This window comes from Cellulomonas sp. Root137 (assembly GCF_001426725.1).
Taxonomy (GTDB): domain Bacteria; phylum Actinomycetota; class Actinomycetes; order Actinomycetales; family Cellulomonadaceae; genus Cellulomonas.
In genome coordinates, this window is the sequence record NZ_LMFG01000001.1 from 503,103 (window position 1) to 529,997 (window position 26,895).

Below are 26,895 nucleotides of genomic sequence, written 5' to 3' on the forward strand. Positions count from 1 at the left end.
GACCGGGGGCCGCGCTGAGGGGACTACGTGGCGTACGTCTCGAACTCGGCCACCCGAGGCGTCGACGACGACCCGGTGATCTCGAACGTGACCTTCTTCAGCGACGTCGTCGTGAAGCTGATGACACCCGCGCCGCTGCCGGTCTTCAGCACCGCGCCCGTGTCACCGTTGAGCACGCGCCAGGTGCCGATCCGGCCGGTGGCCCCGGACGCCTCACGGATGGTGATCGTCGACACCGACTTCGCTGATCCCCACTTGACGGAGATGCTCCCCGTCGAGCCGTTGGGCGACCAGTAGGTGCTCGTGGACCCGTCGATCACGTTGCCGTAGCTGGTCCCGCTCGCCTTGCTCGAGCCGTCCGCGCCCGCGCCGATGCTGAGGTTGGTGCCGGTGGGCGCCGTCGACGTCGGGGTGGGCGTCGGGACGGGGGTCGTGGTCGTCGGCGTCGGGGTCGGCGTCGTCGGGGTGGGGGTCGGCGTCGTGGGGGTGCACGAGCCGTTCGAGACCTTCAGGCCCGTGCCCGCCCCGGCGGTCGCCTTGACGATCGCCGGCACGCAGCTCGCGCCGTCCAGCGTGTACGAGTACGGGATGCCGACCGTCGTCGTGGACGTCGGGTTCGGGCCGGCCGGCTGGTTGTCGCCGCTGCGGGCGGACCATGTCACGTTGTCGAAGACGTTCCCGGCCACCTGCCACGTCCCGGCCTCGCTGGTGTAGAAGGTGCCGAGGACGTCCTTGGAGTCCTTGAAGTAGTTGTTCTCCACCTTCGCCTTGGCGCCGGCACGCGAGTTGATGCCCGACTCGTTGAGCTTCGAGTACGAGTTGTTGTAGATGTGCGCGATGCCTCCACGCAGCAGCGGGGTGCGCGAGTCCAGGTTCTCGTACAGGTTGTGGTGGAACGTCACGAAGCCGTTCGACCGGTCGCTCTCGCTCGAGCCGATGAGCCCGCCGCGGCCCGAGTTGCGCAGGATGCTGTAGGACAAGGTCACGTACTGGGTGTTGTCCTTCATGTCGAAGAGGCCGTCGTAGCCCTCCGACTCCCCGCCCGAGGCCTCCAGCGTGGCGTGGTCCACCCACACGTTGCGGACGCCGCTCTCCATGCCGATCGCGTCGCCGCCGTTGGACGTGGGCGAGCCCGACTTCTTCACGTTCTTGATGGTGACGTTCTGGATGATGATGTTGCTGGACTCGCGGATGTGGATGCCCAGCTGGTCGAAGACGGCGCCGCTGCCCACGCCGACGATCGTCACGTTGCTGATCTGCTTGAGCTCGATCACGCCGGCCGCGGTGCTGCAGCTGTCGCCGGACACCTTGGCCGTGTTGGCGTGGTTGATGGTGCCCTGCACCTGGATCGTGATCGGCGTGCTGCTGCTCGCGCGGTTGCACAGGGCCGTGTGGATCGCGGTGCCGGTGGTCGCGGTGACCGTCTGCCCGCCCGCACCTCCGGTGGTGCCGCTGTTGACGGACGCGAAGCCGGTCGCCGGGCCCGTCGCCGCCTGCGCAGCCGAGACCGTCAGGGCCGTCACGCCGATCGCGGTCGCCAGCGCCACCGTGGTCCCCGCTGCCAGGAGCCGGGGTGCGAGTGGTCGTCTCATCGTTGCCTCACTTCGTCGTGGGAGCTTCCCCGGGCTGCGAGAGACCGGTTTCACGACAGTAGGAGAGCGTTTTCCACGATCACAACCCCGCCTAAGCGTTTAGCCCAGGACGACCCCGCGGCTGGGTCGGGGCTACCGCCGCGCGCGCAGCGGGTGCCGGTGCGGCCGCAGCCGACGAGGGAGACCCGGGCCTGCCTTCTCGAGGTGCGACCGGCGCTGCTCGAGGCGGACCTCGAGCTGGTGCTCCTCGTGGCGGTACATGGCGATGGCAAGGTCCGGGTGCATGAAGGGTCTCCTCGTTGAGCACTCATGGCAGGTAGAGCGGCTTGTGGCCGGTTCCACTCTCCTCCTGCGCGAGCGCCGATCAGCGCGCCAGGACCGCGGATCACCCGGTCGTCCGCGCTGCCAGCGGGTGATCTCGCAGCCGTGGGGGTACAAGGTCCCAGAACGCGACGGCGCGGCCCTCCCTCGGGACCACGAAGGTTCCCGGGGGAGGGCCGACGACCCGCTCAGATCGCGACGATGTCGATCTGCGCGAACTCCTCGTCGCCGATGACGGACCGGATCCAGTCCTGCGCCGCCTGGGTGTCGACGCGGTAGCCGAAGTCGGTGCCGCGGCAGTACGAGTTCAGACCGAACGAGGTCACGGCCACGATCGTGTTCGACGTGTAGCCGCCGTAGAACACCGGGCCGCCGGAGTCACCCGAGCAGGTGCCGCCCTTGCCCTTGCCGTTCCCCGTGGTCTGGATGTTGAACCCACCGGTGTTGTTGCTGGTCAGGTTCGTCAGGCGAGCGGACGCCATCAGCCGCTCGCGGAACGACTCGACCGCGACCGGGCTGCTGTAGGACAACCCGTACCCGCTCGCCGTGAAGGTCACGTTCTTGGTGCCCTGCGCCGTCGCAAGGCTGTCGAGCGACCCGACCGCGGCCAGCGACCCGTACTCCGCCAGCTCGATCGGCTGGTCGAGGATCACCAACCCGACGTCCTTGGTGTCCGGGAAGCCGGCGAAGTCGTCGAAGCCCCAGTTGTAGGTCTCGTCGGACGTCGCGCAGACGACACCGAGGGTGTCACCGGCGCAGAACTCGGGGTAGCCCGTGATCGGGTCGAGCCCCGTCGCGGGGTCGTAGTTCACGCCCGCGTCCTGCTGGAAGTAGACGACCGCGGTCGCGACGTCCTCGGTGCAGTGGCCGGCCGTGAGGAACACGGTCGGGGTGAGCAGCGAACCCGAACAGCGGCCCGCGAACACACCGTCGGCGTCGAAGGTGGTGAGCAGGCCCACGTAGGGGTGCTCGACGTCCTTGACGTAGTTGCCTGTGATCGCGGCAGCGGGTGTCGCCGACGCGAGGAGCAGGCCGACCAGCGCGGTGAGCGCGAGGAGGGTCTTGCGCACGTTGCCTCCCATGGTGAGGGGCGGTCTGGGTGGCCGCCTCAGCGCAGGCTAGGCCGGGCGCGTCTCGGGGGCATCCCGGACGAATGGGACGCGCGAGACGGGACGTTCGGCCCTCTTGCGAGCAGGTCCTGGAGGCGTTCCCTGAAGCAAGGCGAAGGGCCGGTGACCGGCATGTTCCAGGTGCGCATCCACGGACGGGGCGGGCAGGGCGTGGTCACGGCCGCCGAGCTCCTCTCGGTGGCCGCGTTCCGCGCCGGCCGTCACGCGCAGGCGTTCCCCAGCTTCGGCTCCGAGCGCACCGGCGCCCCCGTCGTGTCCTTCTGCCGCATCGCGGACGAGCCGATCCGCTCGCACGACCCGGTCGCCGCGCCGGACGCGTTGATCATCCAGGACGTGTCGCTGCTGGGACGGGTCGACGTGCTCGCCGGGATGGTGCCAGACGGCTACGTGCTGCTCAACACCGTGCGGACGCCCGCCGAGCTCGGGCTCGGGTCGGCGGTGGCGGCCCTGCCACCCGGCCACGTCGTGACGGTGCCCGCGTCGGAGCTGGCGATGGAGCACGTCGGCCGGCCTGTGCCGAACGTCCCTCTGCTCGGCGCGTTCGCGGCGCTGACGGGGGTGATCACCCTCGACGGGGTCGTCGCCGCCCTCGAGGAGCGCTTCCCCGGACCGCTCGCCCGGTCCAACGCCGCGGCCGCCGAGGCCGCCTACCGGCTCGTCGTCGAGGAGGCCGCTCATGCTCCGGCAGGTTGAGGGCTCGAAGGCCGTCGCGGCCGCCGTCGCCGCGTGCCGGCCCCAGGTCATCTGCGCCTACCCGATCTCGCCGCAGACGCACATCGTCGAGGAGCTCAGCCGGCTGGTGAAGGCCGGCGAGCTGACGGGCTGCGAGTACGTGAACGTCGAGTCGGAGTTCGCCGCGATGTCCGGGGCGATCGGCGCCAGCGCCGTCGGAGCGCGGTCCTACACGGCGACCTCCAGCCAGGGCCTGCTGTACATGGTCGAGGCCGTGTACAACGCGTCCGGCATGGGGATGCCGATCGTGATGACGGTGGCCAACCGGGCCATCGGGGCGCCCATCAACATCTGGAACGACCACGGCGACTCCATGTCCCAGCGCGACTCCGGCTGGATCCAGCTGTACGCGTCGAGCAACCAGGAGGCCGCGGACCTGCACCCGCAGGCGTTCGCCATCGCCGAGGAGCTGTCCGTCCCGGTCATGGTGTGCATGGACGGGTTCGTCCTGACGCATGCCACGGAGGGGATCGACGTGCTCGACGCGGCGGGCGTCGACGCGTTCCTGCCGCCGTTCGAGCCCCGCCAGATCCTCGATCCAGACGAGCCGGTGTCGATCGGGTCGATGGTCGGCCCGGACGCGTTCACCGAGGTGCGCTACCTCGCGCACCTGCGCCAGCTCGAGGCGCTCGAGGTCATCCCCCGTGTCGCCGCCGACTTCGCGGCTCGGTTCGGCAGGGACTCGGGCGGTCTGCTGCGGCCTTACCGGACCCAGGGCGCCGAGACCGTCGTCGTCGCGCTCGGATCGGTGTTCGGGACCCTCCAGGACGTGGTCGACGCCGAGCGCGACGAGGGAGTCAGCGTCGGGCTGCTCGGGGTCACGTCGTTCCGGCCGTTCCCGTACGCGGCGCTGGCGGACGCGCTGGCGGGGGTGCGGCGCGTCGTCGTGATCGAGCGGGCGCTCGCCGTCGGTGCGGGCGGGATCGTCTCCGGCGACGTCCGTCTCGCACTCGCCGGGACCGGGATCGGCCAGCGCACGGTGATCGCGGGGCTGGGCGGCCGGCCCGTCACGACGACGTCGCTGCGCGAGCTGCTCGGCCGCGCGGTCCGCGACGAGCTCCCCGAGCTCACGTTCCTCGACCTCGACACCGCGGTCGTCGACCGCGAGCTCGCCCGGCTCCACCCGAGCCTGAGGGAGGTGCGGTCATGAGCGCCACGCCGGTGAAGTTCTACCAGGTCGGCAGCTTCGCGGTCGGCAACCGGCTGCTCGACCCGGAGCTGCGCAGCGCGCAGTCCGAGCAGGGCCGCGCCAACTCGCTGACCTCCGGTCACCGCGCCTGCCAGGGCTGCGGCGAGGCGCTCGGCGCCCGGTACGTGCTCGACGCGGCCATGCGCGCGTCGGGCGGCCGGATGGTCACCGTCAACGCGACGGGGTGCCTCGAGGTCTTCTCGACGCCGTTCCCGGAGACGTCCTGGCGCGTGGCGTGGCTGCACTCCCTGTTCGGCAACGCACCCGCGGTCGCCACCGGCGTCGCGGCCGGGCTGCGTGCCACCGGCAAGCCGGACGTGCGCGTCGTCGCGCAGGGCGGTGACGGGGCGACGGTGGACATCGGCTTCGCGTGCCTGTCAGGGATGTTCGAGCGCAACGACGACGTGCTCGCCGTCTGCTACGACAACGGTGGCTACATGAACACCGGCGTGCAGCGCTCGGGCGCGACGCCTCCCGCCGCTCGCACCATGACCACGCAGGCCGTCGGCGAGCACCCCGGCAACGTCTTCGGCCAGGGCAAGGACGTGCCGCGCATCGCGATGGCCCACGAGATCCCGTACGTCGCGACGGCCACCGTCGCGGACCTGCGCGACCTCGAGGCGAAGGTGGAGAAGGCCATGGGGATGCACGGCGCCCGCTACCTGCACGTGCTGGTCCCGTGCCCGCTCGGCTGGGCGTCGGCGGCCAAGGACACCGTGCGGATCGCGCGCCTGGCCACCGAGAGCGGCTACTTCCCGGTCTTCGAGGCCGAGCGCGGCGAGGTCACGTCGGTGCGCCCGATCCGGCACCGCGTCCCCGTCGAGGAGTACCTCGCGCTGCAGGGCCGCTACGCGCACCTGTTCTCGCCGGTCCGGCGCGACGACGTGATCGACCGCCTGCAGGCCATCGCGGACCGGAACATCGCCCGGTACGGGTTGCTGGAGGAGGTGCACTGATGACCAAGCCGTTCGCCATCACGCTCGACGTCGGCTCCAGCCTGGCCAACCACACGGGTGCCTGGCGCCAGGAGCGACCGGTCTACGTGGACCTCACGCCGCCATGCGCGCACGCGTGCCCCGCCATGGAGGACCCCCAGAAGTGGCTGTACGCCGCCGAGGACGGCTCGTACGAGCAGGCCTGGCGCACGCTCGTGGAGTCCAACCCGTTCCCCGCGATCATGGGACGCGTCTGCTACCACCCGTGCGAGACGGCCTGCAACCGCACCTTCCTCGACGAGGCGGTGGGCATCAACGCCGTCGAACGGTTCCTCGGCGACCACGCCATCGAGCAGGGGTGGACGCTTCCCGCACCTGCGACGACGACCGGGTATCACGTGCTCGTCGTCGGCGCCGGCCCCACGGGCCTGTCGGCGGCGTACCAGCTGCGCCGGCTGGGCCACGACGTCACCGTCCGCGACTCCTCGCCGAAGCCCGGCGGGATGATGCGCTACGGCATCCCCGCGTACCGGCTGCCGCGCAACGTCCTCGACGCGGAGGTCGCCCGCATCATCGACCTGGGCATCACGCTCGAGCTGGGCCGGCGGGTGGACGACGTGCTGGCCGCCATGGCGGAGGGGTTCGACGCCGTGTTCCTCGCGGTCGGCGCGCAGCTCGGCAAGCGCGCGTACGTGCCGGCCGGCGAGGCCGCGCGGATCGTCGACGCCGTCTCGATGCTGCACGACGTCGCGCAGGGCGAGCCGCCCCTGCTCGGCCGTCGGGTGGTGGTCTACGGCGGCGGGAACACCGCGGTCGACGCCGCGCGGACCGCGAAGCGCCTCGGTGCGACCGACGCGGTCATCGTCTACCGCCGCACCCGCGACCGGATGCCCGCGCACGACTCGGAGATGGCGGAGGCGCTGGAGGAGGGCGTCGTCGTGAAGTGGTTGTCCACGGTCGCGCACGCGGACGCCGGGCACCTGCGCGTCGAGCGGATGGAGCTCGACGAGAGCGGCTTCCCGCAACCGACCGGTGAGTTCGAGGACCTCGAGGCCGACTCCCTCGTCCTCGCGCTCGGCCAGGAGAGCGACCTGACGCTCGTCGACGACGTGCCGGACGTCGCGCTCAGCGACGGGTCGGTCCAGGTGGACTCGTCCTTCATGACCGGCCACCCCGGCATCTTCGCCGGCGGCGACGTGGTGCCCGCCCAGCGGACGGTGACCGTCGGCGTCGGGCACGGGGCGCGCGCGGCCCGCGCGATCGACGCGTGGCTGCGCCAGAGCCCCGTGGCGGAGCCGACCGAGGCACCGATCGCCGAGTACGCGTCGCTCAACACCTGGTACTACGCCGACGCCCCGCACGCGGTCCGACCACGCCTCGAGGCCGCCCGACGCACCTCCGGGTTCGAGGAGGTCGTCCAGGGGCTCGACGCCGAGACGGCCGCCTACGAGGCCCGCCGCTGCATGTCCTGCGGCAACTGCTTCGAGTGCGACAACTGCTACGGCGTCTGCCCTGACAACGCGGTGATCAAGCTCGGCCCCGGCATGCGGTTCGAGATCGACTACGACTACTGCAAGGGCTGCGGGATCTGCGTCGCCGAGTGCCCGTCCGGCTCGATCCTCATGGTCCCCGAGCCGCGGTAGGCGAGCGCCGGAGCGTCAGCCCAGCGGGGCCTTGGTGACGCAGTCGATCTTCGTGTAGCGCTGGCCCTTCTTGTCGACGGAGGTGCCGCCCGACCCGTACGCGCGGCACCCGGTGTAGTTGTCGACCGCCGGCGCCGCTGGAGCTGCCGGCGCGGGAGCGGCAGGAGCAGCAGGTGCGGGAGCCGGGGCGGCAGGCGTCCGCTTGCGCGCGGCAGCCTTCGCGGCGCGCGCCGCCTCGGCCTGAGCCGCCGCCGCCACGCGCTCGGCCTCGGCCTGCGCGGCCGCCGCCTGCTCCGCGGCGATCCGGGCAACCTCCGACGCCCGCCCGGTCACCGTCTCGCCGGCTCGCACGTCCAGGGAGGTCTGCACCGCGGCTACCCGGGTGCTCAGCGTCCGGACCCGACCGGCGTTCAGACCGAGAAGGTGACGGTCGCGCAGGTCGGTGGCCAGCACGGCGGTCACGGCCGCGGCGGCAGTGGTCGCCGCGGCGAGCTGACCGGCGTACGCGTCGAACGACTCGACCCCCGCGCCCGCGGCCGGCGGCTGGGCAAGGAGGGTCGCTGCGGACTGCTCGACGGCTGCGACCTGAGCGGGCACGGTGCACGGCGTCGACTCGTCATAGAGGCCGCGCGCCGCCGTCCGGGCCTCCTTCTGCGCCGCGAGCACGCGCCCGTAGAACGCGTCGTTCCCTCCGATGACGAGGGCGTCCGCGAGTCCTGCGCGAGCGATCTCGGCATTCACCAGTGCGCTGCCGACGTACACAGCCGCCAGCTCCCGGCCGTACCGGTCGTGCTTAATCCTGTCGTGCTCCAGCTGCACGGACGTCCCCGCCGGGAGCCGGTCGTGCAGGAAGGCGGACGCCTCGGGACCCAGGCACTCGACCCCGCTCCGGGGATCGACCGTCTCGGGGGTGTCGATGTTGAGCAGGCGGACGCGGTACACACCGTCGGCGTCCCTCACGACGATGGTGTCGCCGTCCACCACACGGACGACGCGGACCGTACGGTCGACCGTCTCGCCGCCGCGTGAGCGCTCGGAGGCCGTCGCGGGTACGGCTCCGGCGAGAACCAGCGCACAGGACAGGACGAGGGCAGCAAGGAACTTCACGACGAGCACTCCTACGACGGTGACCACACACCGGGCAGGAGTGGGACGACACGGACATCTGGCTGGACGCGGAACGAGCCGGGAACCCTGAGGTTCCCGGCTCGTTCGGCCCCGGGAGATCCCGGGGGATGTGTGCGCGAGGGGGGATTTGAACCCCCACGCCCTTTCGGACACTGGCACCTGAAGCCAGCGCGTCTGCCGTTCCGCCACTCGCGCGCGCCGCAGAACATTAGCACGATCACGGGGGTCGCCAGACCAGCCCGGGAGGCTCCCGGGGGCTCGCCGCGCGCACATCACCCGGCATCCGGCCCCGTACCGGTGGGTCACGGATACGATCAAGGCGGATTGCGGGTGCTGTACCTGCACGCAGAGGCGCACGAGGGACGGGGGAGGTGGCAATGGGCATCCTCGACAGGTTCGAGAACGGCGTCGAGCGCGTCGTCAACAACGCCATCGCCAAGGCCTTCAAGAGCGAGCTCAAGCCGCTCGACCTCTCCAGCGCGCTGCGTCGCGAGGTGGACGACCGGGCCGCCGTCGTGGGTCGTGACCGGACGGTCGTGCCCAACGAGTTCACGATCGAGCTCGCGACTGCCGACTACGACCAGGTGGAGTCGTGGGGTGCGGAGGCGTTGGCGGACGAGTTCGCCAACAACGTCACCGACTACGCCGCGAGCCAGCGGTACGCGTTCGTCGGCCCGGTGACCGTGTCGTTCAGCGAGGACAGCGAGCTCGAGGCCGCGCGGTTCCGTGTGCACAGCGCGACGGTGCGCGGTGCGGTCGCCCCGGCCTCGGCGACGTCGGCGCCGAGCGCGCGCCACCCGCTGGTGGACATCGACGGGCAGCGCTACATCCTCACCGGGCCGGTCACCGTCATCGGGCGCGGCTCCGAGGCGGACATCATCGTCGACGACCCGGGCGTCTCCCGTCGCCACCTCGAGATCCGGGTGACGTCCGACGGGGTGGTCGCGACGGACATGGGCTCCACCAACGGACTGTTCGTCGAGGGCCACCAGGTTCCGGCCGCGACGCTGCTGGACGGCAACACACTGACCATCGGCCGCACCCGGATCCTGTTCTGGACCGGCGGCGAGCCGGACCCGGACGAGTGACGCCGGCGCATGAGTGAACTGACGATCACCCTGCTGCGGCTGGGTTACCTGGCCCTGCTCTGGGTGCTCGTGCTCTTCGCCATCGGGGTGCTGCGCCGCGACCTGTACGGCACGCGCATCACCGACCGTCGTCGGCGCAAGGCTCCCGTCGCGGCAGCCGGTGCGGCCGCCGTCGCCACCGAGCCGGCCAGGCCGGAGACCGCGCCGACGCGCACCCCCCGCTCGACCCGCAGCGGCGCCGGCCCGTCGCGGCTGGTGGTCACCGAGGGTCCGCTGCGCGGCACGATCGTCCCGCTGGGGACGTCGGCGGTGCTCATCGGCCGGGCGCCCAGCTGCACGCTCGTCCTGGACGACGACTACTCGTCGTCGCGGCACGCACGGATCTTCCCGCAGGGTGGCCAGTGGTTCGTCGAGGACCTCGGATCGACGAACGGGACATTCGTGGCGGACCAGCGCGTCGAGGCTCCGACCCCCGTCCCGACGGGTACACCCGTGCGCGTGGGCCAGAGCGTTCTCGAGCTGCAGAGGTAACCCGGTGACCGTCGCACTCAGGTATGCGGCGCGGTCCGACGTCGGACTCGTGCGCTCCAACAACCAGGACTCGGCCTACGCCGGTCCGCACCTGCTCATGGTCGCCGACGGCATGGGGGGGCACGCCGGGGGCGACGTCGCCTCGTCGGTGGCCGTCGCCGCGTTCGCGCCGCTCGACGGGGAGTCGCACGGTCCCGACGACGCCCTGGACGAGCTGGAGACGGCGCTGGCCAACGCCCGCGACGAGATCATCGCCCGCAGCGACGCCGACCCGGACCTCGGCGGCATGGGGACGACCGTGCTGGCCATCCTGCGCGCCGGCAACAAGCTCGCGATGGTGCACCTCGGCGACTCGCGCGGCTACCTCATGCGCGACGGCGTCCTCACGCAGGTCACCACCGACCACACGTTCGTGCAGCACCTCGTGGACATCGGCCGGATCACGCCGGAGGAGGCCGAGCACCACCCGCAGCGCTCCGTCGTCATGCGCGTGCTGGGCGACTTCGACCCCGAGGTCACGCCCGACCTGTCCGTCCGCGAGGCCCGCCCGGGCGACCGCTGGCTCCTGTGCTCCGACGGCCTGTCCGGCTTCGTGAGCGCGGAGACCATCGAGGAGACGATGGCCACGATCGACGACGTCGACGCGTGCGCGGACCGGCTGGTCCAGCTGGCGCTGCGCGCGGGCGGCGGCGACAACATCACCGTGGTCCTGGCGGACGTCATCGAGCTGGACGCCGTCGCGGACGGTGCGGGTCCGACGACGAACGCCACGGTGGTGGGCGCGGCCGCGCTGAGCCGCAACGCGCCGACGGCCGCCGCCGACGGTCCGGCCGCCCGCGCAGCCGGCCTCACGCGGGCTGCGCCGGTGGAGGAGGACTCCCAGGAGAAGGCAGCCGAGCCGCCCACGGCGGACGAGGACGACGACGACGAGCAGCCGACGCCCCCGCGGCGCTGGCGCTCGGTCGTCGCGTGGGTGGTCGTCGCCGTGGTCGTCCTCGGGGGTGCCGCGATCGCCTACGGCTGGACGCAGACGCAGTACTACGTGGGCGTCGACGGCCAGGAGGTCGTGATCTTCCGCGGGATCCCGCAGGACCTCGGGCCCGTCCCGCTGTCCTCCGTGGTGGAGCGGACCGGTACCTCGCTGGAGGACCTCGCGTCCGGGTACCTGCGCGCCCGCGTCGAGCAGACCATCCACGCCGAGTCCCTCGACGACGCGCGCGACCTCGTCGCCATGCTCGAGGAGGACACGGCGCCGCCGAGGCCGTCGCCGTCCTCGTCCCCGTCCCCGTCCGTCTCCGTCACCACGACGGCCGCACCGTGAGCCGCGCGTGATGGCTACGGTCCAGCCGCACCGAGTGCGGGCCGGCCGGGGTGTCGAGCTCGGCCTCCTGCTGCTCGCGCTCGCCATCGGCGTCGCCTCGTACGCGCTCGTCGGCATCGGCACCACCGACAAGGTCCCGCCGGACGTCATCGGCTACGGGGTCGGCATGGCCGCGCTGGCGATCGGCATCCACCTGGTCCTCCGGTGGCGCGCGCCGTTCGCGGACCCGGTGATCCTGCCGATCACGGTGGCGCTCAACGGCATCGGGCTCGCGATGATCTACCGGATCGACTTCGCGTACACCGCGCGGGGCCGCGAGGACACATTCGCGCAGCGCCAGCTGGTGTGGACGGCCATCTCCGTGGTGCTCGCCGCCGCGGTGATCATCCTGCTGCGCGACCACCGGACCCTGCGGCGGTACACGTACACCGCGATGCTCGCCGGTCTCGTGCTCGTCATGCTGCCTCTGATCCCCGGCCTGGGCGTGCTGATCAACGGTGCCCGCATCTGGGTGCGCGTCGGAGGGGTCGGCTTCCAGCCGGCGGAGTTCGCCAAGATCGCGTTCGCCATCTTCTTCGCGGGGTACCTGGTCACCCATCGCGACACGTTGGCGCTCGCCGGGCCCAAGGTGCTGGGCCTGCAGCTGCCGCGACCGCGGGACCTCGGACCGATCCTCATCGTCTGGGGCGCGTCCGTCGCCGTCCTCGTGCTCGAGCGTGACCTCGGCACCTCGCTCCTGTTCTTCGGCCTGTTCGTCGCGATGCTCTACCTCGCCACGGAACGGCTCAGCTGGGTGGTCATCGGCCTCCTGCTGTTCGTCGTCGGGGCCGTCCTGGCCGCGAGCGCGTTCTCGCACGTCGGTGCGCGGTTCGACGCCTGGCTGCACGCGTTCGACCCCGCGGTGTTCGACCAGAGCCCGGGCGGGTCCGGGCAGCTGGTGCGCGGCCTGTTCGGCATGGCCAGCGGCGGGCTGTTCGGCACCGGGTGGGGCCAGGGGCGCCCCGACCTCGTGCCGTTCGCGGAGTCCGACTTCATCGTCGCGTCGCTCGGCGAGGAGCTCGGGCTCACCGGGCTGCTGGCCGTCCTGCTCTTCTACGCGATCCTCGCCGAGCGCGGCATGCGCACCGCGATCGGGGTGCGGGACGGGTTCGGCAAGCTGCTCGCGGGGGGTCTCGCGTTCATCGTCGCGCTGCAGACGTTCGTCGTGGTCGGCGGCGTCACGCGGATCATCCCGCTGACCGGCCTGACCACCCCGTTCATCGCCTACGGCGGCTCGTCCCTGGTGGCCAACTGGGTGATCGTCGCCCTGCTGCTGCGGATCTCCGACGAGGCCCGGCGGCCGGCGCCGTCCATGAAGCCGTCGCTCACGCCGGTCGCGGGTACTCCGGTCGTCGGCGGCAGCAATGAGGATGATCAGCCGACCGAGATCATGCGGGGGGTGCGGTGAACACTCCCCTGCGCCGCCTCGCGACGGTCGTCCTCGTCATGTTCGTCGCGCTCATGGCCAGCGCCACCTGGGTGCAGTACTTCCAGGCCGAGCGGCTCAACAACGACAGCCGCAACGTCCGCACGCTCTACCGCGAGTTCGGCAACGCGCGCGGACCGATCGTGGTGGCCGGCGAGGCGATCGCGCTGTCCGCGCCCGTGGAGGACTCCTACGGGTACCAGCGCTCGTACACCAACGGTGAGCTGTACTCCGCCGCGACCGGCTTCTACTCCGTGGTGAACGGCCGCACCCAGCTCGAGCGCGCCGCCAACGACGAGCTGACCGGCCGGGGGGACCGCCTGTTCTTCTCGCGCATCCGTGACCTGCTCACCGGCAGCCAGCCCGAGGGTGCGGCCGTCGAGACGACCCTCAACCCCGCTGCGCAGCAGGCCGCGTTCGAGGGGCTGGCCGGCCAGCAGGGAGCCGTCGTCGCGCTCGAGCCGTCGACCGGCAAGATCCTCGCGCTGGTCTCGACCCCCGGCTTCGACCCGAACGTGCTCGCCTCGCACGACATCACGGCCGCGAGCGCCGCGTACCAGGCGCTGGACGCCGCCGACGGCAACCCGCTGCGCAGCAACGCGACGCAGGAGCGGTACCCGCCCGGCTCCACGTTCAAGCTGGTCACCGCGGCTGCCGCGCTCGAGAGCGGCGCCTTCACGCCGGGGAGCGTGCTGCCCGCACCCCAGCAGCTCACGCTGCCCCAGACCACCGCGACCATCGGCAACTTCGGCGGCGGCGGCTGCGGTGCGGACCCGATCACGCTGGCGGACGCCCTGCGCGTCTCCTGCAACACCGCGTTCGGCCAGCTCGGCCTCGACGTGGGCTCCGACGCGCTGCTCACGCAGGCGGAGCGGTTCGGGTTCAACGACCCCGACCTCACCATCCCCATGCTGGTGGCCGAGAGCGTGTTCCCCGCGGACATGGATCTGCCGGTCACGGCGCAGTCGGCCATCGGGCAGCGGGACGTGCAGGCGACGCCGATGCAGATGGCGATGGTCTCCGCGGCGATCGCCAACGGCGGCCGCCTGATGACGCCGTACCTCGTGCAGACGGTCCGGTCCGCCGACCTGCACCTGGTCGACGAGACAGAGCCCACCCTGTACTCCACCGCGGTCTCGCCCGGCACGGCCGCGTCGCTGCGGGACATGATGGTCGGCGTCGTCGACAGCGGGTCGGGCGCCGCCGCGCAGATCCCGGGCGTGCAGGTGGCCGGCAAGACGGGGACCGCGCAGACCGCCGACGGGCAGGCGCCGCACGCCTGGTTCACGGCGTTCGCGCCGGCCGACGCGCCGCGCGTCGCGGTCGCGGTGATCGTCGAGCACGGCGGCAGCGCCGGCAACGAGGCCACCGGCGGACGGATCGCGGCACCCATCGCGAAGGCCGTCATCGAGGCGGTGCTGGCCTCGTGAAGACAGCAGCGGGAGTCCTGCTCGGCGAGCGGTACCGGCTGGTCCGGCAGATCGCCGTCGGTGGCATGGGTGAGGTGTGGGAGGGGTACGACGACGCCCTCGCCCGCCCGGTCGCCGTCAAGGTGCTGCGCTCGGAGTTCGCCGGCGACCGCGGGTTCCTGGAGCGGTTCCGCACCGAGGCGCGCAACTCGGCGTCCCTGTCGCACCCGAACATCGCGCAGCTGTTCGACTACGGCGAGCAGGAGGGCTCTGGGTTCCTCGTCATGGAGCTCGTCGTCGGCGAGCCGCTGTCCGACCTGCTCGAGCGCGAGCCCGTGCTGCCCACCCGTCGCCTGCTGCCGATCCTCGCGCAGACCTCCCGCGCGCTGCACGCCGCGCACCTCGCCGGGGTCGTGCACCGGGACGTCAAGCCCGGCAACATCCTGCTGGGCCGTGGCGGCCGCGTGAAGATCACCGACTTCGGGGTCTCGCTGGCGCGCAACCAGGTGAACATGACCGCGACCGGCATGGTCATGGGGACCGCGCAGTACCTCTCGCCGGAGCAGGCCGTCGGCAAGCCCGCGACGCCGCTGTCCGACCTGTACTCGCTGGGGATCATCGCGTACGAGGCGCTCGTCGGGCACCGGCCCTTCACCGGGCCGACGGCGGTCGACATCGCCGTGGCGCACGTGAACAACCCGGTCCCGCCGCTGCCCTCCGGCGTCGACAAGCAGCTCGCCGCGCTGGTCATCCGGCTGCTGTCCAAGGAGCCCAGCGCGCGGCCCGCCTCGGGTGAGGAGCTCGCGCAGCTGCTGGACAAGATGGTGCCGCGCACGCCGCCGTCGGGCATCCCCGTGCTGGTCAGCAAGCACCAGCGCACCCCGGACACGTTCGCGACCGCCGTGGCGTCGGGGGGCACCCCTGCGGAGGCACCCCCGCCCTCCTACCCGCCGCGCCGGACCCGCCGGGCCGACGAGCCCATCGGACGGGCTGCCGCCCGGCGCGCGTCGACGACCACCGGGGTGCGCCTGGGCCGGACGGGTCGGCTGTCCTGGCCCCTGCTCGCGCTGGTCCTGCTGCTCATCGGCCTCCTCGGGGCTGCGCTCGCGACACGGTTCACCAACGCGGACGGGCCTCCTGGCGACCAGACCAAGCCGTCGGCATCGGTCGACCATTACCCTCGTGGCGACGCCCTCGATGGGATGATCACGGAGAACGGGTCCGGCGCGCACGCAGCGGGCCCGGCATCGACGGAAGCAAAGGACGCCTAGTGGTGGACGACGGATCCCGCATCCTCGCCGGACGGTACGAGGTCGGCGAGCTCATCGGCCGAGGTGGCATGGCCGAGGTGCACATCGGGCACGACACCCGGCTCGGTCGCACCGTGGCCATCAAGATCCTGCGCTCCGACCTGGCACGCGACCCCTCGTTCCAGAACCGGTTCCGCCGCGAGGCCCAGTCCGCGGCCGCGCTGAACCACCCCGCCATCGTGTCGGTCTACGACACCGGCGAGGACGTGTTCACCGAGCCCACCGGCGTCGTGGCGCACGTGCCGTTCATCGTCATGGAGTACGTCGAGGGGCACACGGTCCGCGACATCCTGCGTGACGGCCACGCGGTGCCCATCGAGGAGGCCGTGGAGATCACGGCCGGCGTGCTGTCCGCGCTGGAGTACTCGCACCACGCCGGCATCGTGCACCGGGACATCAAGCCCGCGAACGTGATGCTCACCCCCACGGGCGCGGTCAAGGTGATGGACTTCGGCATCGCGCGCGCCATGGCCGACTCCGCCGCGACGATGACCCAGACGCAGGCCGTCATCGGCACCGCGCAGTACCTGTCGCCCGAGCAGGCGCGCGGCGAGACCGTCGACGCCCGCTCCGACCTGTACTCCACCGGCTGCCTGCTGTTCGAGCTGCTCACCGGCCGCCCGCCGTTCATCGGCGACTCCCCGGTCGCCGTGGCCTACCAGCACGTGCGCGAGGCCGCACCGGTGCCCTCGACGTTCGCGTCGGACGTGCCGGACACGCTGGACCGCATCACGCTCAAGGCGCTGGCCAAGGAGCGCGACGCCCGCTACTCGAGCGCCGCCGAGTTCCGCTCCGACCTCGAGGCCGCCGTCCGCGGCGGTGCCGTGGGCGCGCCGGCCGTCGGGGCGCTCGCCGCCGCGGCACTGATCGCGACCCCCGCCACGGAGGCCACGCAGGTCATGGCCCCGCCCGTCGCCACGACACAGGCCATGCCGCCGGCCACCTCGCCGTGGGCGTCCACCGGTGCCGCGGTCGCTACGGCCGGCCCGCCCGAGGAGGACGAGGGGAACAAGCGACCGTGGCTGCTCCCGCTGCTCATCGGGATCGCCGTCCTGGCCGTCGCCGGCATCGTCGCGCTGCTCATCGCCAACGCGAACAAGAGCAACGCCCCGGAGCCGATCACCGTGCCGTCCGTGGTCGGGATGACCGCGGCAGCGGCCGAGGAGGCGATCACGGACGCCAACCTGATCTTCGTCCGGGCGGAGGAAGCCTCCGACACCGTCGAGGCCGAGCACGCGATCAGGACGAATCCTGAGGAAGGCGCCGAGGTCACGGCCGAGGACGCGATCACCGTCTTCATCTCCACCGGGCCTGCCAGCCTCGCCGTCCCCGACGTGTCGGGCCGCACCGAGCAGGAGGCGACCGACATCCTCACGGGTCTCGGCCTCGTCGTGTCCGCCAACCGGCAGGACGACGACAACCCCGCGTTCCCGCAGGGCCAGGTCACCAAGACCGACCCCGCGTCGGGCACGTCGGTGAGCGCCGGGTCCACCGTCACGCTCTTCGTGTCCACCGGCAACGTCCTGGTACCCGACGTGACGGGCAAGACGAAGGCCGAGGCGACGCAGATCCTCAACGACGCCAAGCTGCAGGTGAACACGTCGCCGGTCGAGTCCGCCACGCAGGCGCCCGACACCGTCGTCTCGCAGGACGTCCCGCCCAACACACCGGTCAAGCAGGGCCGGGTCATCAACCTGCAGATCGCCACGGCGCCCACCACGGCGACGATCCCGAACGACCTCGTCGGAAAGACGTACGAGCAGGTCGTGGCGCAGCTGCAGGGGCTCGGGCTGTCGAGCTTCAACCGCATCGACGAGCAGTCCGAGTCGCCCGCAGGCACGGTGATCCGGACCGATCCCACCGCCGGCGACGAGGTCCCGCTGGACCAGCAGATCGACATCCACGTGGCGTCGGGACCCGGCAACGACCCGGCCCCTTCGAACTCGCCTCCGAAGCCATAGGTACGACGAAGGGGCCGTCCCGGTCGGGACGGCCCCTTCGTCGTACGGTCAGAGGCGGACGAGCGGGTGCAGCCCCTCGGAGCGCGCCACAGCCTGGTCGTCGCCGCAGATCTCGAGCCAGTTGGCCAGCAGCCGGTGGCCACCCTCGGTGAGCACGGACTCGGGGTGGAACTGCACCCCGTGCAGCGGGAGGGTCACGTGCTGGAGACCCATGATGATGCCGTGCGCGGTGGCGGTCACCTCGAGCTCGTCCGACACCGTGTCGTTCACCACCGCGAGCGAGTGGTAGCGCGTGGCGGTGAACGGGTCGGGCAGCCCGGCCAGCACGCCCTCGCCCTTGTGCTCCACCTGGCTGGTCTTGCCGTGCATCAGCTCGGGGGCGTGCGTGACGGTCCCGCCGTACACCTCACCGAGCGCCTGGTGGCCGAGGCAGACGCCCAGCATCGGCAGACCGGCGTCGGCGCAGTCGCGGATCACCTGCATGCTCTGGCCCGCGTCGGCGGGCGTGCCGGGACCGGGGCTCACCAGGACGCCGTCGAAGCCGGTCCGCTCGGCCACGGGCGGCACCGCGTCGTTGCGCACGACGACGGTCTCGGCGCCCAGCTGGTTGAGGTAGCCGACGATCGTGTAGACGAACGAGTCGTAGTTGTCGATCACGAGGATCCGCGTCACGTCACTCACCCACAGTCGTCTCGTTGAAGGGCATGAACGGCGCGACGGCCGGGAAGACCCACAGGAAGCAGGCGGTCAGGACCGCGAGTGCGGCGACCGTGAGGATCAGCACGCGCACCGCGGCGGGTCCGGGCAGCCGGTGCCACAACCATCCGTACATCAGCGCCCTCCGTCCCGCTCGCAGGTGACCATCATGCGCCACCGACCAGCTCGGCCGGGATCCCGTCCGACGTCGGCGCCCAGTAGTCGAGCACCCCGTGGACGATGAACCGCTCCCGCGCCGAGAACATCGGGTGGCAGGTGGTGAGCGTGATCATGCGCTCGGTGGGGGTCGCACCGGGGTCGCCGGGGACGGGGGCGATCACCGAGACCTCGGACGGCATGACGATCTGCGTCGACGTGACCCGGTAGACGTACCAGATGTTGTCGGTGGTCCGGATGACCAGCGGGTCGCCCACCTGGAGCTCCTCGACCCGGTTGAACGGCTTGGCGTAGGTGGTCCGGTGCCCGGCCACCGCGAAGTTCCCGAGCCCGCCGGGCATCGCGGTGCCCTCGTAGTGCCCGGCGCCGAGCACGTCGAGCACCGTGGCGCGGTCGGTCCCCTGGCTGATCGGGCGCTCGGGCTCGCCCACCCAGCGCGGCACCTGGATGGTCGCGAAGGTCGTCGCGTGCGGCGGCTCGGCCATCACCGGCGGCTCGTCGCGCCGCGGCGGGGCGATGATCGGTCCCGCGGGTGCCCCGGCGCTCGGCGTCGCCGTCGGGACCGGCTCGAAGGGGAGCTCGCGCACGATCTCGGCCTGCGCGCGGTTGCCGACGACGTCGGTCCACCACAGCTGCCACACGAGGAACGCGAAGAGCAGGACGCCGAGCGTGATGAGGACCTCGCCGATGACCCCGACGACCCCGTAGACCGTGTGCCGGACGCGTCCGGCCGCGGCCCTCTTCTGCCGCTCCCGCCGGGTGTCGGGCGACGGCTCCACCGTCGTGCCGCTCACCCGTCAGCTCCCGGGGCCGACGAGCTGGGGGACGCGCGGTCCTCGGCCTCCGCCTCGGCGGCCTCGAGCCCGGGCAGGATCTCGACGCCGTCGGGGACGGTCGCGGACCTCAGCTCTGTCGCACCCGAGTAGGCCCCGAGCGCGAGCGGCTCCTCCGCGTCGGTCACCGACCAGCCGAGCCCCACGTCGGCGGCGTCGCGCAGGTACGACTGCACGGCCGGCGAGGCGAGGAGCGCGCGGCGCAGCTCCGTCGGGTCGCCGATCGCGCGCACCACGTACGGCGGGGAGTACAGCCGGCCGTGCAGCTTGAGCACGTTCCCGACGCACTGGAACGCGCTCGTGGAGATCACCCGCTGGTCCATGAGCTCCATGGCCTCGGCGCCCCCGGCCCACAGCGCGTTCATCACGGCCTGCAGGTCCTGCTGGTGCACCACCAGCACGTCGGGGCTCACCTCGTCGCGCCGCGGCGAGTCGGTCGGCGCGTCCTCGAGCTGCACCGTGACTCCCGGGCCGACGACGGGGACCAGACCACCCTCGACCACGTACCCGGTGCCGGGGGTCCCCGGAGGGCTCCCGCCGGCGGCGTTCTCGCTGGTCGTGAGGTCGTCGACATCGGCCCGGAGGGCGTCGACCTCGGTGGCGAGCCGCGCGACGCGGTCCGTCTCCACCTGGACCAGCTCCCGCAGGTCCTGCGGGTGGCGGTCGCCGGAGGCGCGGGCGAACTTCGCGTTGGCCGCGAACAGGGCCCCGGACAGGGCGAGCACCAGAGCGACCGACAGCGTCCCGCGCGCGAGGACGCGGCGCGCGCGGTGCGGGTGGTCGGTCACGGACGGCTCCTCGGACGGGCACGGTTCGGGTGGGCACTACGCTAGGTCACGATGCGACGGGTCCGTGACGACGCGGCCTCGGTGCATCATCGACGAACCCTTCTCGACCACGCCGTTCCCCGCCGTGGTCTCCCGCGGCCCCGGGGCCGCACCGCTGCAGGACAGGAGCACCGGACGTGCCTGAGTCGAAGTCGCGCAAGAAGGCGACGTACACACCGCCGCCCGCCGAGTCGACGGGACCCAAGGTCAACGCGCCCTGGTTCCTCCCCGTGATGCTCGGGCTGATGATCCTCGGACTGATCTGGATCGTGGTCACGTACCTCACCCAGTCGCAGTACCCGATCCCCGGCATCAACCAGTGGAACCTCGCCATCGGGTTCGTCCTGATCATCGCCGGCTTCGGCATGACGACGCGCTGGCGCTGACGCTCCCCACGCTCTGACTCCAGGCGCCGCTCGCACCCGCGGGCGGCGCCTTCGTCGACCCCTGCGGGCGGGTGACCGGTATGTCCGGCTGCGGGCGTCGTCCCCACCCTGGCACCACCGACGTCGTCCCCAGCGCCGCGTCCTGACCTGCAGGAACGCGCGGACTGTCCCCAGCGGTGCACAAGTCTGTGGATAACTACACGGGTGTAGTTCCACAGGTGTGGGCAACTGTGGGGACACGCACGACGGGGCCGGATCCTGCTGTGAGCGGCGCTGGGACTAGTCGAACGCGCCGACGGACGCGTACGTGAGCAGCGTGGCCACGAGCAGGACCGCGCAGAGCGTCACGGGCGCGGCGACGGCGACGAGCCGGCGTCGAGACGCGGGTGCGTAGGCGTAGGCCGCGGCGAGCAGCCCGCCGGTGACCAGCCCGCCGACGTGCGCCTGCCACGCGATGTTCGCCATGACGAACCCGAGTGCCAGGTTGATGCCGATGAGCACGAGGATGCCGCGGACGTCCCCGCCGAGCCGCTTGCTGACCACGAGGATGGCGCCGAACAGGCCGAACACCGCACCGGACGCACCGACGCTCGTGGTGGCCCAGCTCCCGGTCGCGGTGGCCAGCAGGACGGACCCCACCGAGCCGCCGACGGCCGACACCAGGTAGAGGGTGATGTACCGAGCGCGGCCGAGGGTGTTCTCGAGCGTGGGCCCGACGAACCACAGTGCCACCATGTTGAACACGATGTGCAGGTACTGCCCGGGGGAGTGCAGGAACGCGGCGGTGAGGAAGCGCCACGGCTCGTAGAACCCGAGGATCGGCGAGAACAGCCAGCGCCCGGTCCACGACGGCAGGACCAGCTGCAGGACGAAGCTGACCACGCACAGGCCGATGAGCGTGAGCGTGACGACGGGCCGGCCGTCGTGCCGCACCCCGCCGAGCGCGGTGCGGGTGCTCGGCACAGTCCGGGCTGCCTCGGCCACGCAGTCGACGCAGTGCACGCCGACCGCCGCCTGGCGCTGGCACTCCGGGCAGGTGGGCCGGCCGCACCGCTGGCACCGCACGTACGACACCCGGTCGGGGTGCCGAGGGCAGACCGGCGGCGCGACCGGCGCGCCCGGCTGGGAGAGCTCGCTGATGGTGGTCTCAGTCCTCGACGGTGATCGAGTTGATGACGATGTCCTCGACCGGGCGGTCACCCGGGCGGACTCGCGTCTTCTCGATGGCGTCGACCACGGCACGGCTCTCGTCGTCGGCGACCTTGCCGAAGATGGTGTGCTTGCCGTTGAGCCACTCGGTGGGCGCCACCGAGATGAAGAACTGCGAGCCGTTGGTCCCGCCGACCTTGCCCGTGGTCGGGTCCAGGCGCTTGCCGGCGTTGGCCATGGCGAGCAGGTAGGGCTCGTTGAACGAGAGCTCGGGGTGGATCTCGTCGTCGAACGTGAAGCCCGGGCCTCCGCGACCGGTGCCCAGCGGGTCACCGCCCTGGATCATGAACCCGGAGATCACGCGGTGGAAGACGACCCCGTTGTACAGGGGGTCGGTGCGCTCCTCGCCGGTGGTCGGGTCCGTCCAGGGGGTCGTTCCCGTGGCCAGCCCCGTGAAGTTCTGCACCGTGCGGGGCGCGTGGTTGGGGTAGAGCTCGATCCGGATGTCTCCGGCGGTCGTGTGCAGGGTCGCAAACATGCGAGAAGTCTCGCACGCGACCCTGACGAAGACCTTGGAAAGAGCGGTCGCGCAGGCCACGGGCCGAATACCACCCTGCACGGGTGCGCCCACGGTGGCAGAGTGGGACGCCAGTACAGCCGACGAGCCGGGAGCCGAGAATGCCGTTCACGAAGAGCCCGAAGATCGACGTCGATACCGAGAAGCTGAAGGACCAGGCGGCCGACCTGGGTGCCACGCTGGCCGACGCCGCGCGGAGCGCCAAGGAGACCGCGGGCACCGCGGCGTCCAAGGCCGGCGACGCCGCGAGCCAGGCCAAGGACTGGACCACGCCGCGGGTCGAGGCGGCCATCGACTGGCTGCTGCCGCGGGTCGAGCACCTGTACAAGGAGAGCGTCAAGGCGGCCGCCCCCAAGGTGGAGAGCGCGGCCGCAAAGGCGTCGCCGGCCATCGACAGCGCCCACGACAAGCTGGTGGACGACCTGCTGCCCAAGCTCGTGGCGGCCATGAACGACGCCGCGGTCAAGGCGGGAGCAGCGGTCGAGCACGCCGCCGACTCCGCCGCGACCCGGGGCAAGGGCAGGGCCGCTGCCCTGGCTGCCGCCGCCGAGGCGGCGTCGGGCAAGAAGAAGCACACCGGCGCCAAGGTGTTCTGGCTGCTGGCCGCCCTCGTCGGCATCGGCGCGGGGGTCGCCGCCTGGACCCGGTCGCGATCGAGCGTGGACCCGTGGGCAGAGCCGTGGGAGCCGACCGACACCGGGTCGGCGCACACCCGCGTGGGCGACGCCGCGGACGCCGTGGGTGAGGCGGCCGGCAGCGCGGTCGCGAAGGGTCGCGACGCCACGCGCAAGGCGGCCGAGAAGGTCACTGCGGCCACGGAGAGCCTGTCCGAGAAGGTGGCGGAGGCGAAGGACGACCTGACCGAGAAGGTGTCCGAGGCGACCGACGTCGCCAAGGAGAAGGTCGCCGGCGCGACGGAGGCAGCCAAGAAGGCCACCGCCCGTCGGACGTCCAAGCCGGCCGACACCACGACGCCCGTGGTGGTCGACACCGACGCGCCCGTGGCGGAGCCGGTGATCGACTCCCCGCCCGACCCCGTCAAGGACCTCGGCGAGGGCGACCGCCCGCTCTGAGCCCCTCTGACCCGCACGGCCCCCGGTCCTCACGGACCGGGGGCCGTCGTCGTCTGCCTAAACGTTTTGGGCGTTGACCCTCGTCCGCCGCTCTGAGGACGATGCGCGAGGCGCGTCGTGCCGGGGCCGCACCGAGGCGACGCCGGGGCCCCCCGCCGACCCACTCGAGTCGACCGTCCCCAGTGCCGTGGAAGAGGACCCCATGCACCGCCCCAGAACCCGTGGTCGCGTCGCGATCGCGTGCACGACCGCCGTGACCGTCGCCGCCGGCCTGCTCGTCGCACCGCTGGCCGGCGCCGCGACCGCCGCCGACCCGGCGTACAACTACGCCGAGGCCCTGCAGAAGTCGATGTTCTTCTACGAGGCGCAGCGCGCGGGCGACCTGCCCGCCGACAACCGCGTGAGCTGGCGCGGTGACTCGGCGCTGACCGACGGCGCCGACGTGGGCAAGGACCTCACGGGCGGCTGGTACGACGCGGGCGACCACGTGAAGTTCGGGCTCCCCATGGCGTTCTCGTCGACCATGCTCGCGTGGGGCGCGATCGCCGCCCCCGCCGGCTACACCAAGGCCGGGCAGCTGGACGAGCTCAAGAGCAACCTGCGCTGGGTCAACGACTACTTCATCAAGGCGCACACCGCGCCCAACGAGCTGTACGTGCAGGTGGGCGACGGTGAGGCCGACCACAAGTGGTGGGGTCCCGCCGAGGTCATGACGATGGCCCGGCCGTCGCACAAGATCAGCGCCTCCTGCCCCGGCTCGGACGTCGCCGGCGAGACCGCAGCGTCCCTGGCGTCGGCGGCGATCGTCTTCAAGACCGACGACCCGACGTACTCCGCCACGCTCCTGTCGCACGCCAAGCAGCTCTACGCGTTCGCGGACACCTACCGCGGGAAGTACTCCGACTGCGTGACAGCGGCGGCGGCGTACTACAAGTCGTGGTCCGGCTACCAGGACGAGCTGGTCTGGGGCGCCTACTGGCTCTACAAGGCGACCGGTGACGCCACCTACCTGGCCAAGGCGGAGGCGGAGTACCTCAAGCTGAGCGTCGAGAACCAGACGTCGACCCGGTCCTACAAGTGGACCGTCGCGTGGGACGACAAGTCCTACGCGATGTACCCGCTGCTGGCCATGGAGACCGGCAAGCAGCAGTACGTCGACGACGCCAACCGGTGGCTCGACTACTGGACCGTGGGCGTCAACGGCCAGCGGATCCCGTACTCGCCCGGCGGCCAGGCCGTCCTCGACTCGTGGGGATCGCTGCGGTACGCGGCGAACACGTCGTTCGTCGCGCTGGTCTACTCCGACTGGCTGACCGACGCCACGCGCAAGGCGAGGTACCACGACTTCGGTGTGCGCCAGATCAACTACGCGCTCGGCGACAACCCCCGCAAGTCCAGCTACGTCGTGGGCTTCGGCGCCAACCCGCCGCAGAACCCGCACCACCGCACCGCGCACGGCTCGTGGCTCGACTCGCTGACCGCGCCGACCGCGACGAGGCACGTGCTGTACGGGGCGCTCGTCGGCGGACCCAGCGGCGCCAACGACTCGTACACCGACCTGCGGTCCGACTACACCGCCAACGAGGTGGCCACGGACTACAACGCCGGCTTCTCCAGCGCGCTCGCACGGCTGACCCAGGAGTACGGCGGCACCCCGCTGTCCGGCTTCCCGGTCGCCGAGCAGCCTGACGGGGACGAGATCTTCGTCGAGGCCATGCTCAACCAGCCCCCCGGTGGCACGTTCACCGAGGTCAAGGCCATGATCCGCAACCAGTCGGCCTTCCCGGCACGTGCGCTCAAGAACGGCACCCTGCGGTACTGGTTCACGCTCGACGCCGGCGACTCGGCGGCGAACCTCACGCTCTCGGCCAACTACAGCGAGTGCGGACCGCAGACCGCGAAGCCGGTGAGCGCGGGCGGCACCCTCTACTACGCCGAGCTCAGCTGCGTCGGTCAGAACATCCACCCCGGTGGTCAGTCCCAGCACCGCCGCGAGCTCCAGTTCCGGGTGACCGGTGGTTCCACGTGGAACGCGACCAACGACCCGTCGTTCGCCGGCCTGAACACCACCGCCCTGGCCAAGACACAGGCGATCACGCTCTACGACGGCGGCCGGCTCATCTGGGGCACCGAGCCCACCGGCACGGTCACCGACACGACCGCGCCCAGCGTCCCGGGCACCCCCGTGGCGTCCGGGATCACGTCGACCGGCGCCTCGCTCGCCTGGACGGCGTCGACCGACGCCGGCAGCGGCGTGGCGGGCTACGACGTGTACCGGGTCCAGGGCTCCACCTCGACCCTGGTCGCGTCCACCACCACCACCACGACGGTCCTGTCCAGCCTCACGGCGAGCACCGCGTACTCGTACGCGGTGCGGGCCAAGGACGTCGCGGGCAACGTGTCCGCCGCCTCCGCGGTCGGCACGTTCACCACGGCCGACCCGCCCGTGGAGGTCCAGCCGCCGGGGAAGCCCGGCACGCCGGTCGCGTCCACGGTCACCGCGACCGGAGCCACCCTCACCTGGACGGCCGGCACCCCGGGGACGTACGCACTGACGGGGTACGACGTGGTCCGCATCAGCGGGTCGTCCTCCACCGTCGTCGGCACGGCCACCGGGACCACCTTCGCGCTCACCGGCCTGACCGCCGGGACCGCGTACACGTACGCGGTGCGGGCCAAGGACGTCGCCGGGAACGTCTCGGTCGCATCCTCGTCGGTCACGTTCACCACCACGGCTGCGACCGACACCACCGCACCGACCGTGCCCGGCACGCCGGCGGCGTCGTCGATCACCCAGACCGGCGCCACCCTCACCTGGGCGGCGTCGACCGACACCGGAGGCAGCGGACTGGCCGGGTACGACGTGTACCGGGTGCAGGGCTCGACCTCGACCCTGGTGGCCTCACCGACGTCGGCGACGGCGGTCCTCACCGGCCTCTCGGCGAACACCGCGTACAGCTACGCGGTGCGGGCCAAGGACGCGGCCGGCAACACCTCGGCGGCGAGCTCGCCGGTCGCCTTCACGACCCTCCCGACGACGACCGGCAGCAGCTGCGCCGTGGCGTACTCCGCCAACAGCTGGAACGTCGGCTTCACCGGGAGCATCAAGGTCACCAACACGTCGACCACCCCGCTGACCTGGACCCTCGGGTTCACGTTCCCCTCGGGTCAGAAGGTGACGCAGGGCTGGAGCGCGACGTGGACCCAGACCGGGTCGGCGGTCACCGCCACGGGGCTCTCGTGGAACGCGACCCTCGCGCCCGGTGCCAGCACCGACATCGGGTTCAACGGCTCGCACACCGGCACGAACACGGCCCCGACCGCTTTCACGGTGAACGGGGTGGCCTGCACGGTCTCCTGACCGGCGGCACGACGAAGGGCGCTCACCTCGCTGACCGAGGTGGGCGCCCTTTCGGCGTTGC

Annotated in this window: 24 protein-coding genes and 1 tRNA gene; 14 read left to right on the top strand and 11 right to left on the bottom strand. The window is 71.9% G+C overall.

The features are described 5' to 3' along the window. Window positions 1-23 precede the first annotated feature (23 nt). The 3 genes from ASD18_RS02370 to ASD18_RS02375 all read right to left on the bottom strand — a co-directional run bounded on the left by ASD18_RS02370 (window position 24) and on the right by ASD18_RS02375 (window position 2,983). The gene (locus ASD18_RS02370) at window positions 24-1,592 is read right to left on the bottom strand and encodes a polysaccharide lyase family 1 protein (protein ID WP_056086143.1); all 1,569 of its coding nucleotides are present in this window, start codon (window positions 1,590-1,592) and stop codon (window positions 24-26) included. 132 nt (window positions 1,593-1,724) lie between these two features. Beyond that, window positions 1,725-1,877: a hypothetical protein gene (locus ASD18_RS20940; RefSeq protein WP_156387857.1), complete on the bottom strand. Its 153-nt coding sequence runs from the start codon at window positions 1,875-1,877 to the stop codon at window positions 1,725-1,727. A 224-nt stretch (window positions 1,878-2,101) separates the two neighbouring features. Next, window positions 2,102-2,983, bottom strand: a complete 882-nt coding sequence (locus ASD18_RS02375) for a trypsin-like serine protease (RefSeq protein WP_162251720.1) — start codon at window positions 2,981-2,983, stop codon at window positions 2,102-2,104. 171 nt (window positions 2,984-3,154) lie between these two features. Here ASD18_RS02375 and ASD18_RS02380 point away from each other — a divergent pair, with 171 nt between their 5' ends. Genes ASD18_RS02380 through ASD18_RS02395 form a run of 4 tightly spaced genes read left to right on the top strand, consistent with a single transcriptional unit; the run spans window position 3,155 to window position 7,542 of the window. Continuing rightward, window positions 3,155-3,736 carry a 2-oxoacid:acceptor oxidoreductase family protein gene (locus tag ASD18_RS02380; RefSeq protein WP_056091399.1) on the top strand — a complete coding sequence of 194 codons (582 nt, stop codon included), beginning with the start codon at window positions 3,155-3,157 and terminating at the stop codon, window positions 3,734-3,736. Next, the gene (locus ASD18_RS02385) at window positions 3,720-4,925 is read left to right on the top strand and encodes a pyruvate ferredoxin oxidoreductase (protein WP_056086147.1); all 1,206 of its coding nucleotides are present in this window, start codon (window positions 3,720-3,722) and stop codon (window positions 4,923-4,925) included. Before ASD18_RS02380 ends, ASD18_RS02385 begins: the two co-directional genes overlap by 17 nt. Next, window positions 4,922-5,920, top strand: coding sequence for a thiamine pyrophosphate-dependent enzyme (locus ASD18_RS02390; protein WP_056086150.1), 999 nt, complete (start codon window positions 4,922-4,924; stop codon window positions 5,918-5,920). The genes ASD18_RS02385 and ASD18_RS02390 overlap by 4 nt, the downstream gene beginning before the upstream one ends. Next, window positions 5,920-7,542, top strand: a complete 1,623-nt coding sequence (locus ASD18_RS02395) for an NAD(P)-binding protein (RefSeq protein ID WP_056086153.1) — start codon at window positions 5,920-5,922, stop codon at window positions 7,540-7,542. The genes ASD18_RS02390 and ASD18_RS02395 overlap by 1 nt, the downstream gene beginning before the upstream one ends. 15 nt (window positions 7,543-7,557) lie before the next feature. On the opposite strand, the gene ASD18_RS21160 is transcribed toward ASD18_RS02395, so the two are convergent. Next, complete coding sequence (locus ASD18_RS21160; RefSeq protein ID WP_162251721.1) at window positions 7,558-8,649, bottom strand: thermonuclease family protein; 1,092 nt, start codon at window positions 8,647-8,649, stop codon at window positions 7,558-7,560. A 133-nt stretch (window positions 8,650-8,782) separates the two neighbouring features. Next, window positions 8,783-8,865, bottom strand: a tRNA-Leu gene (locus tag ASD18_RS02405). A 182-nt stretch (window positions 8,866-9,047) separates the two neighbouring features. Between ASD18_RS02405 and ASD18_RS02410 the strand changes: the two genes are divergently transcribed. From ASD18_RS02410 to pknB, 7 genes are read left to right on the top strand one after another with little or no spacing between them, the layout of a single operon-like run. Beyond that, the gene (locus tag ASD18_RS02410; RefSeq protein ID WP_056086159.1) at window positions 9,048-9,758 is read left to right on the top strand and encodes a DUF3662 and FHA domain-containing protein; all 711 of its coding nucleotides are present in this window, start codon (window positions 9,048-9,050) and stop codon (window positions 9,756-9,758) included. Between the two features lie 9 nt (window positions 9,759-9,767). Next, window positions 9,768-10,289 (top strand): FHA domain-containing protein, encoded by a 522-nt coding sequence (locus ASD18_RS02415; protein ID WP_056086161.1) that lies wholly within the window; start codon window positions 9,768-9,770, stop codon window positions 10,287-10,289. 4 nt (window positions 10,290-10,293) lie between these two features. After that, the gene (locus ASD18_RS02420) at window positions 10,294-11,610 is read left to right on the top strand and encodes a PP2C family serine/threonine-protein phosphatase (RefSeq protein WP_056086163.1); all 1,317 of its coding nucleotides are present in this window, start codon (window positions 10,294-10,296) and stop codon (window positions 11,608-11,610) included. 10 nt (window positions 11,611-11,620) lie between these two features. Beyond that, window positions 11,621-13,057 (top strand): FtsW/RodA/SpoVE family cell cycle protein, encoded by a 1,437-nt coding sequence (locus ASD18_RS02425; protein WP_056086166.1) that lies wholly within the window; start codon window positions 11,621-11,623, stop codon window positions 13,055-13,057. Continuing rightward, window positions 13,054-14,505, top strand: coding sequence for a penicillin-binding protein 2 (locus tag ASD18_RS02430; RefSeq protein WP_056086168.1), 1,452 nt, complete (start codon window positions 13,054-13,056; stop codon window positions 14,503-14,505). The genes ASD18_RS02425 and ASD18_RS02430 overlap by 4 nt, the downstream gene beginning before the upstream one ends. Continuing rightward, window positions 14,502-15,755, top strand: a complete 1,254-nt coding sequence (locus ASD18_RS02435) for a serine/threonine-protein kinase (protein WP_056086171.1) — start codon at window positions 14,502-14,504, stop codon at window positions 15,753-15,755. Before ASD18_RS02430 ends, ASD18_RS02435 begins: the two co-directional genes overlap by 4 nt. Continuing rightward, entirely contained in the window at window positions 15,755-17,755 is a 2,001-nt protein-coding gene (gene pknB, locus ASD18_RS02440; protein WP_056086174.1) for a Stk1 family PASTA domain-containing Ser/Thr kinase, read from the top strand. The genes ASD18_RS02435 and pknB overlap by 1 nt, the downstream gene beginning before the upstream one ends. Window positions 17,756-17,803: 48 nt before the next feature. Here the strand turns inward: pknB and ASD18_RS02445 are convergent, their stop codons facing one another. Genes ASD18_RS02445 through ASD18_RS02455 form a run of 4 tightly spaced genes read right to left on the bottom strand, consistent with a single transcriptional unit; the run spans window position 17,804 to window position 20,249 of the window. Next, window positions 17,804-18,427, bottom strand: a complete 624-nt coding sequence (locus ASD18_RS02445) for an aminodeoxychorismate/anthranilate synthase component II (RefSeq protein WP_056086178.1) — start codon at window positions 18,425-18,427, stop codon at window positions 17,804-17,806. A gap of 1 nt (window position 18,428) precedes the next feature. Further along, window positions 18,429-18,587 carry a hypothetical protein gene (locus tag ASD18_RS21255; protein ID WP_200938437.1) on the bottom strand — a complete coding sequence of 53 codons (159 nt, stop codon included), beginning with the start codon at window positions 18,585-18,587 and terminating at the stop codon, window positions 18,429-18,431. Between the two features lie 31 nt (window positions 18,588-18,618). Next, a complete protein-coding gene (locus ASD18_RS02450; RefSeq protein WP_235522231.1) occupies window positions 18,619-19,422 on the bottom strand; it encodes a class E sortase in 804 nt (267 codons plus the stop codon). Further along, complete coding sequence (locus ASD18_RS02455) at window positions 19,419-20,249, bottom strand: DUF881 domain-containing protein (protein ID WP_056086181.1); 831 nt, start codon at window positions 20,247-20,249, stop codon at window positions 19,419-19,421. Before ASD18_RS02455 ends, ASD18_RS02450 begins: the two co-directional genes overlap by 4 nt. A 176-nt stretch (window positions 20,250-20,425) precedes the next feature. Between ASD18_RS02455 and ASD18_RS02460 the strand changes: the two genes are divergently transcribed. Then, entirely contained in the window at window positions 20,426-20,674 is a 249-nt protein-coding gene (locus ASD18_RS02460) for a cell division protein CrgA (protein ID WP_056086185.1), read from the top strand. Between the two features lie 279 nt (window positions 20,675-20,953). On the opposite strand, the gene ASD18_RS02465 is transcribed toward ASD18_RS02460, so the two are convergent. Together ASD18_RS02465 and ASD18_RS02470 are read right to left on the bottom strand one after the other, a co-directional pair. Continuing rightward, window positions 20,954-21,637: a rhomboid family intramembrane serine protease gene (locus ASD18_RS02465; RefSeq protein ID WP_369817245.1), complete on the bottom strand. Its 684-nt coding sequence runs from the start codon at window positions 21,635-21,637 to the stop codon at window positions 20,954-20,956. 184 nt (window positions 21,638-21,821) lie between these two features. After that, entirely contained in the window at window positions 21,822-22,361 is a 540-nt protein-coding gene (locus tag ASD18_RS02470; protein ID WP_056086188.1) for a peptidylprolyl isomerase, read from the bottom strand. A 140-nt stretch (window positions 22,362-22,501) separates the two neighbouring features. Between ASD18_RS02470 and ASD18_RS02475 the strand changes: the two genes are divergently transcribed. Together ASD18_RS02475 and ASD18_RS02480 are read left to right on the top strand one after the other, a co-directional pair. Next, a complete protein-coding gene (locus ASD18_RS02475; protein ID WP_200938439.1) occupies window positions 22,502-23,473 on the top strand; it encodes a hypothetical protein in 972 nt (323 codons plus the stop codon). Window positions 23,474-23,675: 202 nt separating this feature from the next. After that, window positions 23,676-26,834, top strand: coding sequence for a glycoside hydrolase family 9 protein (locus ASD18_RS02480; protein ID WP_056086191.1), 3,159 nt, complete (start codon window positions 23,676-23,678; stop codon window positions 26,832-26,834). Window positions 26,835-26,895: the final 61 nt, after the last annotated feature.